At 42.7% G+C, this 19,791-nt stretch carries 9 protein-coding genes; 2 read left to right on the top strand and 7 right to left on the bottom strand.

The window, feature by feature from the left end; translation table 11 throughout:
* Positions 1–49 precede the first annotated feature (49 nt).
* From L865_RS0102395 to L865_RS0102385, 3 genes are all read right to left on the bottom strand, one after another.
* Positions 50–2,245, bottom strand: coding sequence for a DUF255 domain-containing protein (locus L865_RS0102395; RefSeq protein WP_028771764.1), 2,196 nt, complete (start codon positions 2,243–2,245; stop codon positions 50–52).
* A 14-nt stretch (positions 2,246–2,259) separates the two neighbouring features.
* Entirely contained in the window at positions 2,260–5,451 is a 3,192-nt protein-coding gene (locus L865_RS0102390) for a CRTAC1 family protein (RefSeq protein ID WP_028771763.1), read from the bottom strand.
* A gap of 119 nt (positions 5,452–5,570) precedes the next feature.
* A complete protein-coding gene (locus tag L865_RS0102385) occupies positions 5,571–13,448 on the bottom strand; it encodes a putative Ig domain-containing protein (protein ID WP_028771762.1) in 7,878 nt (2,625 codons plus the stop codon).
* A 351-nt stretch (positions 13,449–13,799) separates the two neighbouring features.
* Between L865_RS0102385 and L865_RS0102380 the strand changes: the two genes are divergently transcribed.
* Both L865_RS0102380 and L865_RS24470 read left to right on the top strand, forming a co-directional pair.
* Positions 13,800–14,243, top strand: a complete 444-nt coding sequence (locus tag L865_RS0102380; RefSeq protein WP_028771761.1) for a hypothetical protein — start codon at positions 13,800–13,802, stop codon at positions 14,241–14,243.
* Positions 14,244–14,301: 58 nt separating this feature from the next.
* Positions 14,302–15,630, top strand: coding sequence for a tail fiber domain-containing protein (locus tag L865_RS24470; RefSeq protein ID WP_051484403.1), 1,329 nt, complete (start codon positions 14,302–14,304; stop codon positions 15,628–15,630).
* A 263-nt stretch (positions 15,631–15,893) separates the two neighbouring features.
* Here L865_RS24470 and L865_RS22925 read toward each other — a convergent pair whose 3' ends face one another.
* The 4 genes from L865_RS22925 to L865_RS24465 are packed head-to-tail and all read right to left on the bottom strand — an operon-like array spanning position 15,894 to position 19,791.
* Positions 15,894–16,913, bottom strand: coding sequence for a glycosyltransferase family 2 protein (locus L865_RS22925; protein ID WP_051484402.1), 1,020 nt, complete (start codon positions 16,911–16,913; stop codon positions 15,894–15,896).
* Positions 16,914–16,938: 25 nt separating this feature from the next.
* A complete protein-coding gene (locus L865_RS0102365; RefSeq protein WP_028771760.1) occupies positions 16,939–17,886 on the bottom strand; it encodes a sulfotransferase family 2 domain-containing protein in 948 nt (315 codons plus the stop codon).
* A 37-nt stretch (positions 17,887–17,923) separates the two neighbouring features.
* Positions 17,924–18,619, bottom strand: a complete 696-nt coding sequence (locus tag L865_RS0102360; protein ID WP_051484401.1) for a TylF/MycF/NovP-related O-methyltransferase — start codon at positions 18,617–18,619, stop codon at positions 17,924–17,926.
* Positions 18,619–19,791 carry a class I SAM-dependent methyltransferase gene (locus L865_RS24465; protein WP_051484400.1) on the bottom strand — a complete coding sequence of 391 codons (1,173 nt, stop codon included), beginning with the start codon at positions 19,789–19,791 and terminating at the stop codon, positions 18,619–18,621. The genes L865_RS0102360 and L865_RS24465 overlap by 1 nt, the downstream gene beginning before the upstream one ends.

The raw sequence follows: 19,791 nt of genomic DNA, 5'->3' as shown, positions 1-19,791 counted from the left end.
TCTAATCTCTACTTGATCAAAGGCGAATAAACGCTTCACTCGTCTATCGTTATAGATAAATCTTAATATTTTCAGGTAATAAACACAATTTATCGGAACATGCTTGCAAAGTTAGGTTCACTTCACCGGTAAAGTTCTGACCTTCTGGTATCATCGCGACTATAGTGAAATTGCCTTCATAGAGCTGTAAAACTTGATTATCAAAGCCAAGCTTTTTTTCTATAGAATTCGGATAGGTCAATATTTCATCTGCAGATTCAATACTGACCTCTGTAGCGATCAGCCTGCGATTATCAATCTGATGAGCATTAATATGCCAACCTGCAGCCATTTCAAAATTTAGCTCTACAGAATTAGATTTTTCACTAGCAATGACCCTACCGTTCCCCCGCGCAAAACTGGCTTGGCCAATACGCACGGCATCAAAAACATTGGCTTGCTGAACCACAAATGCATATTCATTAACCAGTTGTCTCTGCCAATTTAAGCTTAATGCGCTCACGGCTTTGGCATACTGCTTATACTGACGTTGTTGACTGAGATTATAGCCTAAAGTTAAGGCTGAAAACGCTACCGAGCGTGCGGAAGGTATCTCGCCATCACGATTGAGATTAATAACTCTATCTAATTCAGCGGGGGTTTCGATACTTGCTACCAGTCTATCAAGCAAAAATTGCCCTCGATAATAGGGACTATCTTTTTTTGTCTTAGCAGAGCTTGTGTCTTGCTCTTCTATCATAAAAGGAGAGTAGAAACTCAACATCAATTGTGACTGAGCGAACCAGGCGAGATCCTCAGCCTCCGCTTTTATCGCAGCCCTACCTGCAAACGAGCTTCGATAGATTTGATCCTCATCGACAAAATGGCGCCATAGTTTATCTGAGACAACGAAGGCCTTATCTAACAATGATTGCAACTGGGTAGCTTGATATGCCTCAAGCAGAGCGACCACATATGCACTATTCCAACTTAGAATAACCTTCTCATCAACAGCTGGCTTTACTCTTTGTGCTCTTGCTTGTCGTAAGGCTTTTACAGTGACACTTTGTGGCCAATCAGCAGAATAGTTGATTCTGCTGCGTTCAGTGGCTGCGAGTTGGTAATACTTGCCTTCTAGCCCTTCAGATAATGCCGATACAGCAGAGCCCATGCCAGCTTGTTGGTTTAACCAACGCTCCGTCCACTCAACCGTTTGCAAAATCGCTATCTTATACCGTGCTTGCTTTGTGATAGCGTAAAGCTTGGCTAATACTCGCAACATATTCGCTTGGGTGTAGAGCATTTTCTCAAAGTGAGGCACTTGCCAATCACCATCAACCGCGTAGCGATGAAAACCGCCTTCAATGGCGTCATAAGTTGGACTGACGATAACCGCATCTACATGGTTTTGAACTTGATGCAAAATTGCAAGGTCTCGTTGCCGTAAGTACTGTTCAAGTAGGCCCAACAGCCAATAAGCCCTGAAAAATCGTGGTCCACCAGCTTGTTGATCTTTAGCCAACCCAGAAGCAATGTCAGAGTGAATACTGGGTAATACCTCACGCCATTGGCTCGATGACAATTGCACACTCTTGCTACTAGAAACTGGTGGCTTATCAAGCAGAAGTTTTTGTTCAACCCGCTTGGCAAGCCCCTGTACTGCGGATGGCTTTGTTTGCCAGCGCTTGGCTAAACCAATCAGCACTTTGGTAAAAGATTGTTTGTCCAGATAGGAGTCGATCCAAATTAGCTTTCCATTCGGCGTTAAAATGGCATTAATAGGCCAGCCAGCCTCACCTTTCATTGCTTCTAATGCAGACTTAAAACGGGTATCCACTAAAGGCCACTGCTCTCTATCGACCTTCACGCTAACATAACTTTCATTGAGTACTGCAGCGACTTCTATACTTCTGAAACTCTCTTGTGCCATGACATGGCACCAGTGACAAGTTGAGTAGCCAATAGAAACAAACAGCAGCTTACTATCATTACTTCCGGTTTCAAACGCTGGACGCCATTCTTGCCAATCGATCGGCTGTAATGCATGACTAATGAGATAGGGTGAGTTTGCATAAATGAGGTTGTTCAAATACGGCGGGACAACGCTAACAGAGTCAATCACATGTTGCTCAACCAACCAAGATTTGAGCTCATTATAAACTTCGAGTTTTGCTGGTTGTTCGGCTGATGTGGCACTTGCTATGAATGAAACCCAAAGTGGCGTAATAAAACACGCCACTTTTGCCCAATGTAAAAGTCGTTTCATCGTTAAATCACTGGCTATTTAGGGTAAGAAATCGTGTAACTTTGATTGGCATCCACATTATCAAAGTGCTGACGCTTGCCATTTGGCCATATGATACTGACCTTAGCCAGCTGCGCTTTACCTAAACCGATATGCTGTTCCTTTGGGTGCACAGACATATAGCCTTGGCTGCCATTAACCTGTCGCCAGGTATAACCTTGATTAGCTGTCGTTACAATTATCTGTGCGCCAATCGCATCTAAGTTAACACCAAGCTCTGGCGCCCCTTCTAAGGTGATTTTCATCCAGTTGTTACTGAGCTTTTGTGCCTGATTCGCAAACAGTTGCGCACTATCATGATAATTATTGACGGCCACATCTAAATCGCCATCACTGTCCAAATCTAAGTATGTCGCCGCACGCGAGTTACCAATAAAATCAAGGCCACTTAATGCCGAAACATTGTTGAGTTTGCCATTGCTGTTAATAAAAAATACATTGCTCGCCTTCGCCGCATCAGGAAAGTCCACACTAACTGATTCTCCACTCATAGGGTCAGTATAATAAGGGTTCTTTTTCGAGTAGACATAGTAATCGTTCATACCATTTAGTACATAAAGGTCGTCATCGCCATCATTGTCCACATCAAAAAAATCCGCATCCCACGCCCAACCTGTCGTTGAATAGCCTCGTCCAACCAAATCGCTGTGCTGATACTTTAGTGCACCTTTTTCATTCTTTGCCGACAAGAATAGATCGTTACCCTCTACAACACGCATATTGGCTAACTTATCGGGGTTAAACTCAGCCGTGGTATCTTCACTCGGCAATACGTATTTTTGATCTTTATTCATTGTCACAATATTAGAGACATAAACATCGGCAATACCATCACGGTTTAAGTCACTTAAACTCAAATTCATAGTATAGGATGGCTTATTAGTACCAATATTGGCGGCATAATCCCTAAACCCTTTACCTTCCTGATTGATATAATAGGCGTTGACACCAAAATCATTGCCGACAATCAAATCTTGCCAACCATCCATGTTTAAATCCGCGTGGGTCACGGCTTGGCCCCAACCGTTATTGTTGGCACCTAACGCCTTATCTGCTTGCTCAAACTTGAAATTACCCTTGTTGATAAACAGTACATTCTCGCCACCATTATCGTTGCGGCGCTTGAGCGTTGGTAAATCACCTTTTAAATAATTGCCAAAATACTGAATATAAACATCTAATAGACCATCGTTATTTACATCAACAGTCGTTGCCGGTCCGCCAACAGCGCCTATGCCACCTAAGTTAGTCGCAGTACTGATGTCTTCAAATTTGCCCGTGCCATCATTTCGATATACATGATGCAACTCGTCAACATAAGTAATGATAATATCTTGGTCGCCATCGTTATCCCAGTCAGCAATCAGTGGCTGCCTAGGCTCTCCAGCACTGTTACTGGAACCTTGTCGGCGACTCACATTTACTAAGCCTGATTCTTTGGTTGCATCGACTAGCCCTTTACCTGTGTTAAGAAATAGCTTGTTGCCTAAACCACTAAGCACCAGCAAATCCGTGAGTCCATCACCATTAATATCTTCAGCGGCGATGCCACTGCCACCAAACGCTGGCGGAATAGTGATAATGCCTGTATCCACATCTTTTTCTAAATAGCTGCGTAATTGACGACTCAACCAATCAGAGGAACGATGCTCTACTTCAAAATTTTGCTGCACTGACACATTTTCAAAAAACTGAACATCACCTTTATCTTTTGTCTTGCTATTGTCGGCTGACACAATGGTCGCCTGTAAACTTTCATCTGGCTGATATTTAGTATGCGCCGTGATATTGCTGTCAATCTGTTGGTAGCTTTGTGCAACCAACTCAGCAGACAAGTGTTGTTGCTGGTTCGCCTTACCGATCGTACCGGCTTCACGTAATAATAGAACGCCATAGTGAGCAACTGCTTCGCTTAATAACTCTGCAGCAAAGGGGTCAGCTTCTAACTTAATCATGTCATTGGCATCATTAAGCGCCTCTTTAAAATAGACCCAATGCAAACCTGAATCACGAAATGCATCCATATCATAAGATTCAATGATCACTTGCTTATCTTTTGCATATTTTGGATAAAAAATCACATCTTCATATTCATTGACATCATGGGGCAGAACACTGTGCAGCGCCGCAGCAACATCTGCTTCTTTAATGGTAATTCCCTTAGTTTGCTGAGCATAGGCTTGCGCGTTTAAGTAAAGCGTACCCGAAAATGCGATCATCGCCTCAGTGAAATACTGTTTGAAACTCGCCTTAGCTTGCTCGCTCTCGGGCATTGCTAATTTGGCAAAATAGACCTGTAGGTTACGAATAAATAATGTTTGATTAACATCATTATATTGGGCGAAAGCCGCAATTTTTTGCTCTACCAACGGCATCAACAAGCCAGACTGACGTTTAGTGTTATTTTGCACCGATAGTTGAGAGGATACTTGCTGCTTTTGCGAAACATCTAAATCTGGAAACAGTGTTAACCAGCTGCGATCAATATGGTTAGCACTTACTTCGTATTGATCCTCAGCGCGAGCACTTTCATCTGCTAATTTAAGTAATGACAAGGTAACTAAATCAACTTGCTGAGTAATATAATTCGCCGCCTCATCTGATAGTTCAGGAAGTGCTAAGTCAAAATCCAATAAAACATCTTGCTGCACCGCGAGCATCGCTCTTAATGTGTAAGCTATTGAGCCATAATGTTGCTGATCACGCTCAGTGATAATGACCTGCTGCTGGCCTAACTTCACCTGCCATTGAGGCACTGTGCCGTTAACTAAGGTTGTGGTAAATAGCTGGGCCGTGGCCTCAGACACCGAGGTTTTTGTGAGAGGATCTTGCTGAGGATAGCGTTTTGCTGCTTCAGTCCAAATGAATTTTACTAGCTGTTTTTGGTATTCAGTTTTATTGTATCTTGCTTGCTCGGCTAAAGGCGTTCCATATATCAGCCCTTCTAATCTTGTTGCCGTCGCATGGCACTTAGGGTCTTTGTCAGTTTCTAACTGACCCATTAGTTTCAAAATGCCATCGTCAATTGGCGCAAATTCAAATTCGGTGTTGGCCAATGCACCGCTTGTAAAAGAGGCAATAAATAAACTACTTAACGCTAAGCGCTTTAGCTTTAATTTAGGTGTAAAACTAACAGCGGATCCAATTCCATAGTTTAACAAGCGCATGCCTATCTCCATTGCCATTGTTATGACATATCATTATTTTATTGATTTAAAACTGAATTACTCTCTACCAAATCGAAAAATGCCGATATCTTGAAGATATCGGCATCTATCTGCCCTGTCTATCGAATTTTAGCTCGCCTAACTAAATTGGAACGATACAAGGCAAGTAAGCTAAGTAGTACCACTAAGTACCACGCCAAAGCACCGCTACTGCTACTTTGTTTAGCTTGCTCAGGAACAACAAGATTAACGGTGACACTGTCATTTTGTGAATTAGTGTCTGCTTCCGCTGAATCAATCATACCTGTGAGTGTATAGCTCCCAGCATTGGCTGTAGTGATCCAGACCGTAATCGCATGTTGCTCTGTTGCGTTTAACTGACCCACATTACACACCATGCCGTTATCCGCTAAGCTACAACCATTGGGCAGCTGGCTCAATGTAATACCAGAATCGGCTGCAACGGTTAATACAACTTGGCTAGCATCCCCCAAGGAAACATTGCTAACAATGAACTCTACTGGCCCGGCTTTTTCTGTTTGCGGGAAATTAGGTGCTTGGGCAAATAGGCTCACATCAACTTCTTGCGCGCCAAAATCGGCTTCACTAGTTAAGAACCATAAACTCATGCCTTGCTGCGCATCCAACGTCACCACATCCAAGTCACCATCTGAATCTACATCAACCAACAAAACCTCAGCGATATCGGCACCACCAATCACACTAGGGCTAACACGAATATCATTCACGCTGTAGTAATGCCAAATGCTCACGCCTTGAGAAGTCACAAACAGCAGCTCAATAGTGCCGTCACCTTGTAAATCAGCAACAAGTATCTTGTTGGCTTGAGGTAAATTTACAGTACTGACTTGTGGCATATCCGATAACAGATCGATGACCAATGACCAGGCTCCATCATGATAGATGAATCCGTCAATGGCACCATTGCCATCAATATCAGCGGTCATCAGCTTCTCAATACCTTGAGGTAAACCATTGACCATGGTTGCCTGCCAGCCATCTACCATTGCCGCCGCCAACACCGGCTCAGAACTCGTACTCGACAATAGCAGTTGGGCTTGGCCATTAATCTCAACCACATCAATGCTTGATATACCGACTGCCTCAGTAGATTCGGTATGTGAATCAGCTGCTGACTCTATATCACTAGTAATTGATGCTCCTACATCGTCACTACTTGTTACTTGATTAGAGTCTTGAATAGAGGATTGACTAGAGACTTCGCTCGATAATTGAGCCAACTCGAAAAAGTTAACTAGTTCAACGCTTGTATTCCCACTGCCTATACCAGAATATACGGCAATTTCTGTTTGATATATGCCAGCTAAAATGAGCTGCTTATCACCATTACCAAATAAATCAGTAACCACCGCGATGTCGGCATCAACAGCATTAACAACCTCTTGGCCGATAAGCGCTTGGCTACCATCAAGGAGATACAATAGATTACTGCCAGATAAGCCACCCGTCGTTATCACGTCGTGATGACCATCTCCGTCAATATCTGCTACAAGCAAAGCGCTAATTGCAGAGTCAGCCGCTATTGACTTATCTAACAGCAACTGGCCAAGACCGTTGTTTAGCCATATTTCTATGTCGCCAGCAACATTGTTATAGCTCACTAAGTCGGTTAGTCCGTCAGCATTAATATCAACTGCGTACCCAATTTCCACCGGACTGCTGGATAACAGCTGCCCTGGTATCGTTGCTAACGATTCAGCCACCAATAGTTGCGCTTGTGCTGAAACTGCTGCCTCGACGTTGCTGGCGCTAGCCAATAGCTCTGCACTATCAAAACCCGATTGTCCGCCTGCAATAACTGCTATTGTTGCAGTGAACTGCTCGCTTGATGCTATCGACTCAGTTAACTGGCAGCTAATAACTTGCTGCTCACTACTACACTGCGAAGGCACAGTGGATATCACTAAGTCATCAGACAAAGTCACATTTGCTGTCACTGATTCCGCATCCGCTAGACCAGTATTGTTAAGCTCAACAATCAAACTTGCCGCCTGCTCTGGGGCTACCGGCGCAGGAGAGAAGTACAAATTGGCAGTTAATTCGGTATTACCCGGTGCAATGACCCTTAAGGTATACTGTTGTAATACCGCGCTATCAATTTCACCGTCGGTGACACCAACTACAACCGCAAAGCTCTCACCAATACTTTCAGCTGGGGCAGTACCTTCAACTAGACCACTATTACTAATCGCCAACCACTGCGGCCCAGACACTAAGCTAAAGCTCAAGGTATGTGCGATGTCCACATCCTCAGCTGTCAATTGATATTGATAGGCTTGCTCGGCAACAATCTCTGTGACAGGTGATGAGGTAAATATCGGCGCGTTATTGACATTAATCACTTCAATATTAAATGGTGCTAAAGTGTCGCTCTCACCTGCTTTATCAGTCACCGTAATTTGAATATCAGAGGACTGACCTACATCACTGTTACTCGGCGTACCAGATAATGTCCCGACCTGTGAATCAAACATCGCCCATAACGGTTTGTTGACAATACTAAATGTTAGCTGCTCGTTTTCATCAGCATCTGTAACCGTAGGAGTAAAGCTATACAGCTCTCCCTCTAGTACACTGCTTGCAGGCACGCCGGAGATCTCAGGCGCATCGTTAACATTAACAACTTCAATATCAAAAGCGGTTAAAGCTGTGCTCTCCACGCCATCGGAAACTGCAATTACAATACCGCTAGTGGTACCAATATCTGCACTACTAGGCATACCGGTTAACGCGCCACTACTTGTATCAAATGATGCCCAGCTAGGTTGGTTAATGATACTAAAGCTGAGTGTGTCGCCATCTTCGTCCGTCGCAGATGGCATAAAGCTATAGTTTTTATCTTGCTCTACAGTAGTTAACGGCGAACCTGATATCTGTGGCGCTGTATTAACACTAACCACTTCAATGCTAAAGACTGGCAAAGATGCTGATAGCTCGCCATCTGAAACAGTAATTACGATGTTATTAGTAACACCTATATCAATACTGGTTGGCGTGCCGCTTAATGAGCCATTATTGGTATCAAAAGTTGCCCAACTTGGCTGATTGTTGATACTAAACACGAGCACCGAATCGGCATCCACATCAGTTGCAATGGGCGCAAATAAATAAGGTTCACCTTCATTCACAGTCACACTGGGAACCCCAGAGATAACAGGCGCTTCATTCACACCAGCAACCGTAATTGAAAACGCGGGTAAAGACGCAGACAAACTACCATCAGTCACCGTGATAACGACCCCAGCTGTAACACCAATATCGGCAGCGGTTGGCGTACCTGATAGTGTACCGTCTGCAGAACTAAACACAGCCCAACTTGGCGCATTAACAATACTAAAGCTTAAGCTATCACCGGCGTCAGCATCTGCCGCTATCGGTGTAAAGCTATAGGCATTGCCTTCGCTTACTAATGTATTTGGAGTACCAGTAATCACTGGAGCATCGTTAACGTTAATCACGTTAATACTAAAGGTCGGCAGTGGCACTGAAATCGTACCATCTGATACCGAAATAATAATGCCAGAGTGCATTCCTACGTCGTCATTAGTTGGAGTACCACTTAAAGCTCCGTTCACTGAACTAAATGTCGCCCATACAGGCTTATTCACAATGCTAAAGCTTAATACGTCAGCACTATCGATGTCAGTCGCCGTCGGAGTGAAATTATAACCGACTCCTTGATTAACCGACGTTGCAGGAGTACCAGAGATGGTTGGTGTGTCATTAACGTTAACAACGGCTAGGTTGAAGCCCGGCAACGCGCTTGTGACTGTACCGTCAGTAACGGAAATGATTATTCCACTAGTCACACCAACATTGGCATTAGTTGGCATACCGGACAGTGTACCGTCTGTGCTATTAAATGTGGCCCAATCAGGTTTATTTACAACATTAAACACTAGAGTATCACCAACATCATCATCACTACTTGTTGGTGTGAAACTGTATGCTTCACCTTGATCAACCGTCGATGCTGGCGTTCCCGATATTAAAGGTGCATCATTACTGTTCACTACCTCAATATCAAATGCCGCTAGATCTGTAGATAACGCTCCATCTGAAACTGTGATGACAATAGAGGATGTTGTACCTACATCATTATTGGTAGGTGTTCCAGATAAGGTACCGTCCGTATTACTAAAACTCGCCCAAGTTGGTTTATTTACGATACTAAAAGTTAATGTATCTAAAGTATCAGCATCACTCGCTGTGGGCGTAAAATTGTAGCCCGCATCTTCAAATACCGAAACATCTGGCGTACCGGCAATAACTGGAGCATCGTTAATATCGTAATTAACGGAATATTGAGCTCCAGCAAGGTTGCCGTTACTCGCGCCATCTACAGCGACATCAGCGGCGACATCAAGCGTTACAGTTGCTTGAACTGTTGGTGTCACATCAATGCTGTAGGTTTTAGCATCAGAACTTGCCAATGTACCAAGGTCAGCATTATTAACGGTAATATCATCTTTACTAAACCCAGTCACATCTTCACTAAACGCAAAGGTCACTGTAAATGATGAAGCCACGTCGCCTGTTGGGCCAGAAATAGTCACTGATGGTGCTTCATCATCAAAACTAATAACTAGAGTATTTGAAACGGTATGACCATTGCCTGCAGCGTCTTGAGCCGAACTAGCGGCAACACTTAAGTCAACATCCAAAGTTCCTGTAGCACTGACTGTTATTTGATAGTTTTGTGCATCAATAGCATTAAAACTTTCAATGGTGCCATTAACAATTGCAATATCAGATTGGTCAAAACCTAGCACATTTTCATTGAATACAATGTCTACAACAAAATCATCAGACTGAACACCAGTCGGGCCAGATAAGGTCACAGACGGTGCATTTGTATCAACAGCAAAGACATTACTTGGCCCTGCAGCTGGAGCCTGATTGGTACTAAACCTCGCGGTACCTTCAGCAATTGAAATCCCAATTGAGCCTTCACCCCTTAAGTTTGATAAACTAACTTGTGCGCTTGTTGAGTCACCATTTAAAATCGAGACATCAGCGTTTGCGTCACCAGTGCGATTTAACGTGACATCTGCAGCTGTAAGGTTAACTTGTTCAACGTCTAGATAACTAATATCAAACGTTACTGGGCCAGCATTAGTAAGAATTACAGAAGGATCACCTAGTGTTAAACTCGGCGTTGGTATTAGCGGCGCTGTCTGATATTCAAATACAGTCGCTTGCGAAGCGATATTTTTAACGGTGGCGTCAACCGCATCATCTGCAACATCTGCAGCGATGCTCAGCGTAACGTCACCATCAGCCAAAGGCGTAACTTCGACACTATAGTCCGCTCCGCTACCAGCAAAGTTTGCAAGAGAACCGTTAATCACACTGATATCTGTAATATCGAAATTAGCCACATCTGTAGAAAAGCTCATTACATAGTTAATAGTACTAGCGGATGTTGGGCTAGTAACGTCAATAGAGGTAGCCACTGACAGCTCGTCGACCTGCAGGAAATCTGCCGCGGGGGACAGCACTTCAGGTCCCCCACCCACGTTTGCAGTTAAACTGCTAGAAAGTGAAAGGTAACTCCCAGACGCTACGGTATTAGGGATATTAAGCGTAACGGTGAAAGCACATTGAGATCCGTTATTCACTTCCACATCATTTACAGCCAACAAAAAGCCAGCAGCAACAGCAGACGAACCTGCACCACAAAAAGCGCTTTGGTCGGCTGAAACTATGGTAATTCCAGAGGCGGTATTGCTAAAAGATTCGGTGAAGTTAATACTAGTCGCATCATCAGCTCCTACCGCATTAGTGATAAGGTAGGTTAAATCTACATTGGTACCAGCCGTACCGACTCTCACTGGATTGGTCACAAAGCTTTTGGTAAATGACAAACCGGATACAGTGAGTGATGTTGAAGATAGTGGTGAATTTACTGCGCTGCCAGCAATGGTTGCCGCTACTTCTGAACTTGTTAACGTGTAGGAACCAACTGTATCAGCGGGTAATTGTAAGGGAACAGTAAACTCACAATCCTCGCCTGGAGCCACCGTCCCTCCACTAAAACTAAGTGTGCTTACGCCGCTAATTGATGAGCCAGAGCCACATACATCATTGCTTGGCAAACCTGTCGCAACAAGACCTGAAAAGCCACTGTTTAAATCGAGCGTAAAACCAACGTTACTAGCATCTGCACTGCTACCATCACTCGCATACAGACGAACTTTTAATTCAGCTGCCGCCCCAGGTGTGACCACATCATCGACAAATGACAGTGATAATCGCGGCGCAGATTCTACATTAAAGGCTACGCTCGCTGACGGATTACCACTAGTGACCGTATCAGCGTTTATGGTTGCTGAAATTGTTTCAGCACTATAGCTGTATTCACCAGATCTTACATCATCAGCTAAAGCAACAATCAGATCAAAACTACAATTTGCGCCTCCAGCTAAACTTGCATTGGATACATTCAAATACCAAATATCAGAATTAATAAACAAGGACGCACTTGAACCTGCGCCACAAAACCCACTTCCGGGCAGCGTTACTGCAGCGGGGTTAATCACTTCAGTTCCGCCTAAACGAGTAGCAAAACTGATAGCTGAAGCGGTATTACCCGCGTCTATATTCTCCAAATTATAACGCAGCGTCACATCATCTTTAGCTGTAAACGGCGCGGTTAACACCTGCATAGTGAGTGCTGGTGCATTAGAAATACTCAAACCATTAGTCACATCTGGAAATATCTCTACTTGACCATCAACCATGGCCGATACGCCAGTGACCTTATTAAGATAAAAACCACTAATAGCGTCTGCGGGAACGCTGACGGGTACGGTAAACGTACATGACTCACCCACGCCAAGCTGAGCACCTAACAATGTTATCGTTTGCGACCCAGACAACGTAGAGCCTGCACCACAAACATCAGCAATAGGCGTTGCTGATGCTGATAATTGCACCGTAGTAGCCGGTGCATCCGGGTCATCTGAAACCAGTAGATTATTAGTAAAAGTAATATCTGACGCTGCGAAGCTGCGGTTGAAGTTAGTGATTGTTACGTTTAAATCAGCACTACCACTAGGCTGCACAAGTAGTGGTTCAAAGACTAAATTAACAAATTCACGTTTAGCAACGAGGTTAGCACTTGCTTTACCGATCGTTTTGTTAGGAGTAAATGTCGAAATAACGCCCGTTTGTATATCAAAATCCCCCGCTCGGTCAGCAAGAACATCGATCGATAGTCTACATGCAGCCGAAGCCCCAACAGCGCCACTAGATAGCGAGATAGAGCTCGCTCCGGCAGCCTCAGAAAGTGTAAATGGTGATAAACAATCTTGGGTAAAATTAGGGTTAGGAGCGATAGTTAACCCACTCGGCAAGTCTACTTTAGCGCTAAAACTAAATACCATGGACGCTGATGGATTATCGAAGTCAAAATGTAAGGTGCTAATATTACCGACAGAGATAAGCGCCGGCGATGCAGATAAACTCACTTTTACCGAGTCAGTATCTACTGTAATCGTTTCAGAAGTATCGGCAGAGGTCCCTAAACTTGAATTAAATGCTGCGCTGACAATATTGCCAGTTTGCGTCACCTCAACATTAAATGAAAACGTACAGCTACTGTCTGAACCCAAGCGATAATCAGAAGCCGAAAACGAACTGGTACCCGCGGCAGCAGTGAAGCTACCATCAGTACATGTTGTGGTTGCAAAAGGCTCTGGGGCAATCAAATGGCCTGCTGGTAAATTAGCTAAAAATTCGATGTCAGTGGCATTTTGGCCATTCATAGTCGTTACCGTGTAGGTAACTGTACTTATATTGCCGTCAGCGACACTGCTATTAGTCACTGCAGAGCTTAAGCTAATGTCATCAGAATTAGCCCAAGTAGAAGTCGCAATAAAAAGTAAAACAGAGCTAATCACTAGTCTTGGTGATCCCTGGCCACACTTTACACTATCAAATAAACCAATCATCGAAATATCCTTTATAAAATACTGCAAAGTACTTATTCAGCTCGCATTTTAACCAACACACCTGAAACATAATAGTAACAGTTTTTTCAAAAGTGTGTAGAGATTATGGTATTATTATATTAGCGACTATTAAGGTAACAAGTGAAACGAACCACAAAGCAATCAAGGGGTAAGTCCAGCAAATACAGTAGCTTAGGATAGACCCATCGTTGAGCGACATTAAAACCACAATAATGACTTTGAGAATTAATATTTCAACTGGTTTTACCAATGCCAGTTTTTTGACACAAAGCTTTGCAATATGTTGCACATTGGTTAAAATTAACCTATTCGTCTATTTAAGGTAGAAAAATGAATAATTCTGTATTAGCTGCTTTAGCAATATCAATGAGCTGTATTGGTCATTCAGTATTTGCGGCTGACAAGTCGATTGTTGCAAGTGCCAGTGAACTCGATATCGATGTCTATGAGTTTGAATACGACATCGCGACTGTAACAATTTCTGGACCGAATGGTTACCAAAACCAACTGCTGATAGATACTAAAGAAGCAGAACTCGATTTTGACAAACTAGGTGATCTTGCTGATGGTCACTACAAGTATGAAATTCAATACGCCAACAATGGCGGAGTTGAATTTATTACAGATAGTAAAACAGGGCGTGAAAATGCCGTCAGAAATCTAGGTAAAGTGGAAGTAAAAAGCGGCCACTTTAATGTCAAAGATAATGAGTTTCTAGCGACAACCGCTGAAAATGAGCTCATTAGCCCAAGCAGTAACAACGCTAACCATTAAGTGTTAGCAACCAATAATAAAACTCACCAAGCAGTAAGAAAAACTAAGGTAACAGACCATGAATTATATAAAACTAGGCGCACTCACCCTGTTGCCACTTACTCTTGCAATCTCTTCGACGACGTTAGCAGACCAAGTGATTCTAGATGACTTAATTATCAATGGAAGCAATTGTGTAGGCCAAGATTGTGTGAATGGTGAATCTTTTGGTTTTGATACAATAAGATTGAAAGAAAACAATGTACGTATAAAGTTTCAAGACACTAGTGCCAGTGCAAGTTTTCCTTCTAACGATTGGCAGTTAACAGCGAATGATAGTTCCAATGGTGGCGCAAATAAATTCTCAATTGACGATATTGATGGCTCACGTACACCTTTTACTGTAGAAGCTGGCGCTCAAAACCATGCAGTTTACATTGATGATGGCGGCCGAGTGGGCTTTGGTACAAATCTGCCTGTTGTAGAGCTGCACGTAGTGGATGGTGACACCGCGACTTTAAGGCTAGAACAAGACGGCAGCTCCGGTTTCACGCCACAAACTTGGGACATAGCGGGTAATGAAACGAACTTCTTCATCCGGGATGCCACAGGCGGCTCATCACTTCCATTTAGGATAAGAGCCGGAGCACCTGAGAACTCCATATTTATAGATACAGATGGGGATATAGGCTTAGGTGATGCCTCTCCTGATGCGGCGCTCGATATAGAATCAGGAGATTTGTTGGTAACCAATGGTCAAGTTAGGATCGGCGGAGATGCCAACACGGCAACTGCGTTTGGTGTCGAAACCACACTAGATATCAAATCAAGTGCCGGTAACCATAACTTTGTTGAAATTGACACCACAGATACCGATAAAGTCACTGAAGTTATTTTTAGCTCTGCTGGTACTCCCCAATGGGTTCAAAGTGGTCGTAACAGCTTATCGGATGCAGGCTCTACACCAAATCGACTCGCGTACTATAACAGCAGTGTTGAAGAGGTATTGACAATTCACCAAAACGGCAGTATTTACATTGGTGATAGCCCTACTGGCACCAACAATACAACTCACGCTATTGAAGTCAATAACGGCGCACACTTAACCGCTGGTGGTGCATGGACAAACGCCTCAAGCCGAGAGCTGAAAAACTCGATTAAAACTATCACGACTGATTCGGCAATCGCAGCACTAAAAGCGTTAAACCCTGTCACGTACCGATATAACTCTGAGCCAGATGAACTTTATGCAGGTTTCATCGCAGAAGATGTACCGGAAATAGTTGCAATGAAAGACAGAAAAAGCCTATCAAGCATGGATATGATTGCGGTATTAACTAAAGTTATTCAGCAACAACAAGCTATGCTAGAAGTGCTTGAAGAAAAAGTCGACAGCATGAATAAGTAATCAACTCGGTGGATAAAGCCCAAGTGACTTTGGGCTTAAACTTCAACTCGAAGCGAAAGCAATGAATTAGCACTGAAATTAACGCTAATTCATTGCTTTTTTGCTTGGTGAATGCTCAATAGAAAAGTCTAATCAAACAGAACAAATCGTTGTATCAATCATAAAGATTGACTTGCAAACAACTAAACCTAAAAAAGACAACGAATAAGCTAACTAACCAAATAAAACGGAGTCACGCTTCAATACTTCGAGGATTTAATACTCTAGGGCTTAATCCAGCGAACCACAAAAAACGCTAGCTTAAAATACCACCTCTCATTTAAGGCCTTTGGGTTGTTGATTGCGATATTGGCCCAACGTAATCGCTCTGAAATAGACAGCTCAGCTAATTTTGAAAACTGCTCTACTTTATTCAGCTTAGCAGCAGATTGACGCACCTCTTTGGGTGCAGACAGTGCATTTAATGCTTTCGCTTGCCGAACTGAGCGTGCTAAGTGTTTTGGAAACCTCATTAACGCTAAATAAATGTGCTTTCTTAAATAACTATTTTGCTGCTCACTACTCTTGGCACCAATAGCATTTCGTCCATGTTGCCGATAATCAATTAGTGGCTCATCAATATAATCCAATACGCCGTGCAGTTTGGCGCACTGAGCAAACCACCAATCATGTACCAACACTTCTGAAGGAATAGGGCTTGCTAACTCCAATAAAGCGCGGTTAAAAAACGTTGTACAACCAGTCACCACGTTCTGGTACAAAAACTTCGGGAAATCATGTTCATTTGGCGAAGGTAACCCCTGAAACTTCACAAAAGAGTCCGCAATAACCGTTAACTCTTCATCTACCACACGTAAGTCAGAGTGAATAAGAATAGGTGTATTACTGCCATATTGTGCCTCCAGCTGCAACATACGACGCTTCATTTTACTTAGCTTATCTTTATGCCAAACATCATCTTGGTCGCTGAAGCAAAAATATGAACCGTCATAGTTACGTGCCAAATCACATAATGCGGAAAAATTACTCACATGCCCTGTCGTAGATGTAGAATTCTTCTTTATAGTAACGCTAAATGAAGAGAACTCTTTTGCCAGTTCTGTAACAACATCTAGCGTTGCATCGGATGAGCCATCATCTCTTAGAATAATAGCGGCATGAACATTTTGCTGTTTAAAAATGCTGTTAATTTGCTGCGCAATAAATTTCTCACCATTATAAGTTGCAAGGAGCACACACACATCGGCAGTTTTCGTTTTACCAGCCAATTTAACGTCTGACATCAAACTTCAACCTCAACTATCTTCATTATGATATTCTATTAACCAAAGGCTGAAGTGTATCTTGGTTAATACATAAAATACTACTAGGCTCAACATTTTCAGGAACCTTAATGTTAAAGCCGATATGTCCAGCTCTAGGACTATTTAAAGAGTCCATCAACATGTTGTACTTGTTGGCAACTAGCTGGTGTTGGAGTTTACCTTCCCAATGAATACCTATTTTTATGGGAGTTTGTATGCCAATTTGATAAGCCCACCCCTGCAAAATATGACCATTGCTAATATGAAACTGACCAAGCGTATAGGGTAAGCTATCTTGAAACAATTGATATCGTTTATCATGTAGCTCTACTACTTCAGCGTAAAGCAATAAATCCTGAGCATTTATTTTTTTGATTTCTTCCAATAGTGAGTCTGACAGCCCCAGGTCACTCCCCTGAGACTTAGGCGCTATATTTTTGTTCAATAAAGGAATATTAATATCATATTGGTGAGAAAACATTTCTAGCGAAGTCTGATACTGCTCTGTAACTCCAATAAAGCCAATTGAACTAATTGGCAAGTTTTTCAATAGTCTAGCTTGTTTATTGATATTCTCTGGTTTACGAACAAACTCCGTTAAGCTTCCTTTATAGTTTCTATGACGAACAAAGTGTTTATACTCAGAAACTAACCTCGCTATAGGTTCTCTGACGAACGTAACCATATTCTCAAGCGGAAATAATTTCGCATATTTCGCTGCAGGAAAATGACCGGCAAGCAATTTAAAATCAATCGTTTCCAATTTTCGCTTCAGAGCGTAAAAGTCTTGGTCTTGATAAATAACGTCAAATAAATTTGGTGTAGTTTCTGGCGCACTTGCAGAGTAGTCTCTCAGAACCTTATCGGTCCCATATTGGTTTTCAAATGCATTGCGGAAACTAGTCCCTGCTGATTTCGGAATATGTGGAAAATATAGTTTTGAATTAGCCATAGTGTTATTGCTTCATTTAACCCTTTAGTTAACTGTATTACCTCTTTTGAAACATAACTCCAGTGTAATCAATTCTCATCAGGTGAATTTTATCATCGAGTGATGCGATATATTCATCAACTGCCTTTTTGGCTCCCTGCCAATGACCATAATCATCAATTATGACAATTCCATTAGGGACTACTTTAGGATACAAAAGCTCTAACTCGAGCTTAGTGGACTCGTACCAGTCCGTATCCAACCTTAACAACGCAATCTCTTCCGGTTGCTGTTTAGGTAATGTGCTTTCAACTTCGCCTTTAACATAATTCACCAGATGCGCAGGATAGTTTGTTTTACCAATGTTTTGCTGTACGGCAGCTAGGTTCACTTCTGCTTTAACTAACTCAGCAAGCTGTTTATCATCACCATTTAATAAACTATCAGCATTTCTGCCATACACATCTAAATCATCAACCGTAGGCTGGTTCATGCCTTCAAACGTATCGTATAAATGCAACACGCGACTTTGGTCTTTCAACGCGATAAGTTTAAGTGCAGCAGCCATTGCGCTACCGCCCTTCCACACACCACATTCAACTATATCCCCTGGAACTTGATTATTGACGATAAAGTCGATTGCTCTAACAACCGCCAACACACGCTCAGGGCTAGTCATCGTATAAGGACGAACATACTCTAAAATCTGTTTTTCAGTATCCGATAACTCTATTGGATTTACATTACTTGGCATCAGGCAATAAACTCCGCTGGAACCTTAAAGCTCGGCATCGAAATATCTTCAACAAGTTTAGGCAAAGTAACATTCCCTCTATAGGCAATGCCTAACCCTTGCATACTGTTATAAACAAGTACATTCCAACCAGCAGCTCTACATTGCTCAAAACCGGCATATACAAACGGAGAGTGCATGTCGTGAAATACAATAACCGCATCGTCAGCCATATATTTCATGACTTCTATTGCGTCCAAAGAAGGTGCCTCGCCGTCATGGTCACCATCAATAAACGCCATTGACCATGGCTCCGCATTGGCGGTCGCTATAGGCGCGACTAAACCCGGTGAAAAACCGGGCCACAAACGATACTCTTTGTCCGTAACTAAGTTAAGCGAGCTTTTGACGCAGTTCTGTTGAAATGGGTCAGATAAACGCGGATCAATCACATCAAGTATCACTTGAGCTTTTGCTAGATGTGCTGTCGAAAAACCGAAATGGCAACCAATTTCTAATACCCTTTTGCCTGCAAATAACTTTGCAAGCGCATAGAGCACCGCTCCCTCTTCGGTACTTAAAACACCAACAACCCGTTCATTACAACGACTATCTACCCGCCAAATATGCGGGGAGTTTTTTCTAAGATAAGGCCATTTAATCGGCATAGGATTGGCGACCATTAAGGTATCGAACAATTCAACCAAATGGGGATTTTCAAGGCCTTTAGGAATATAATCGTAACGATCGATAACTCGTGATTCTAACCAAGCAGATTTGATGATCTCGCCACCAGTATATATTTCTGTCGAAGGAACGGCATCAAGTCCAAGCTCTGAAGAAACCGTTGAACCCACGTGTCTTAATAGCTCAGGTGAGATGGTAAATAAATACCCGCCCCAAGCCAGTTTTCTATACAGTGCGAGGTAAATACTCGTCTCAATAAACGCCTCATCCAAATAAATCGCATCGAAACTACCGCTCACTATTTGCGAGCTAAAAGATGCATTAGTTTTGTCGTAACATCTTTCGAGGTCCGCATGACTGATCCGTACAGTTTCCACACCTTCTACATTCAAATTCACTGTGGTTTCGTTGTTATCTTGAGTAACAACTAATAGTTTGGCACTGTTTTTAATAGTAGAAAAATATGCCATTCTTTTCGCAATATGATTATAAAAATCAGAATTCAT

It is taken from the genome of Shewanella waksmanii ATCC BAA-643 (assembly GCF_000518805.1).
Classification (GTDB): Bacteria; Pseudomonadota; Gammaproteobacteria; order Enterobacterales; family Shewanellaceae; genus Shewanella; species Shewanella waksmanii.
The sequence above is the reverse complement of the archived record's forward strand: the minus strand, read 5'-3'. Positions and strand labels throughout refer to the sequence as shown.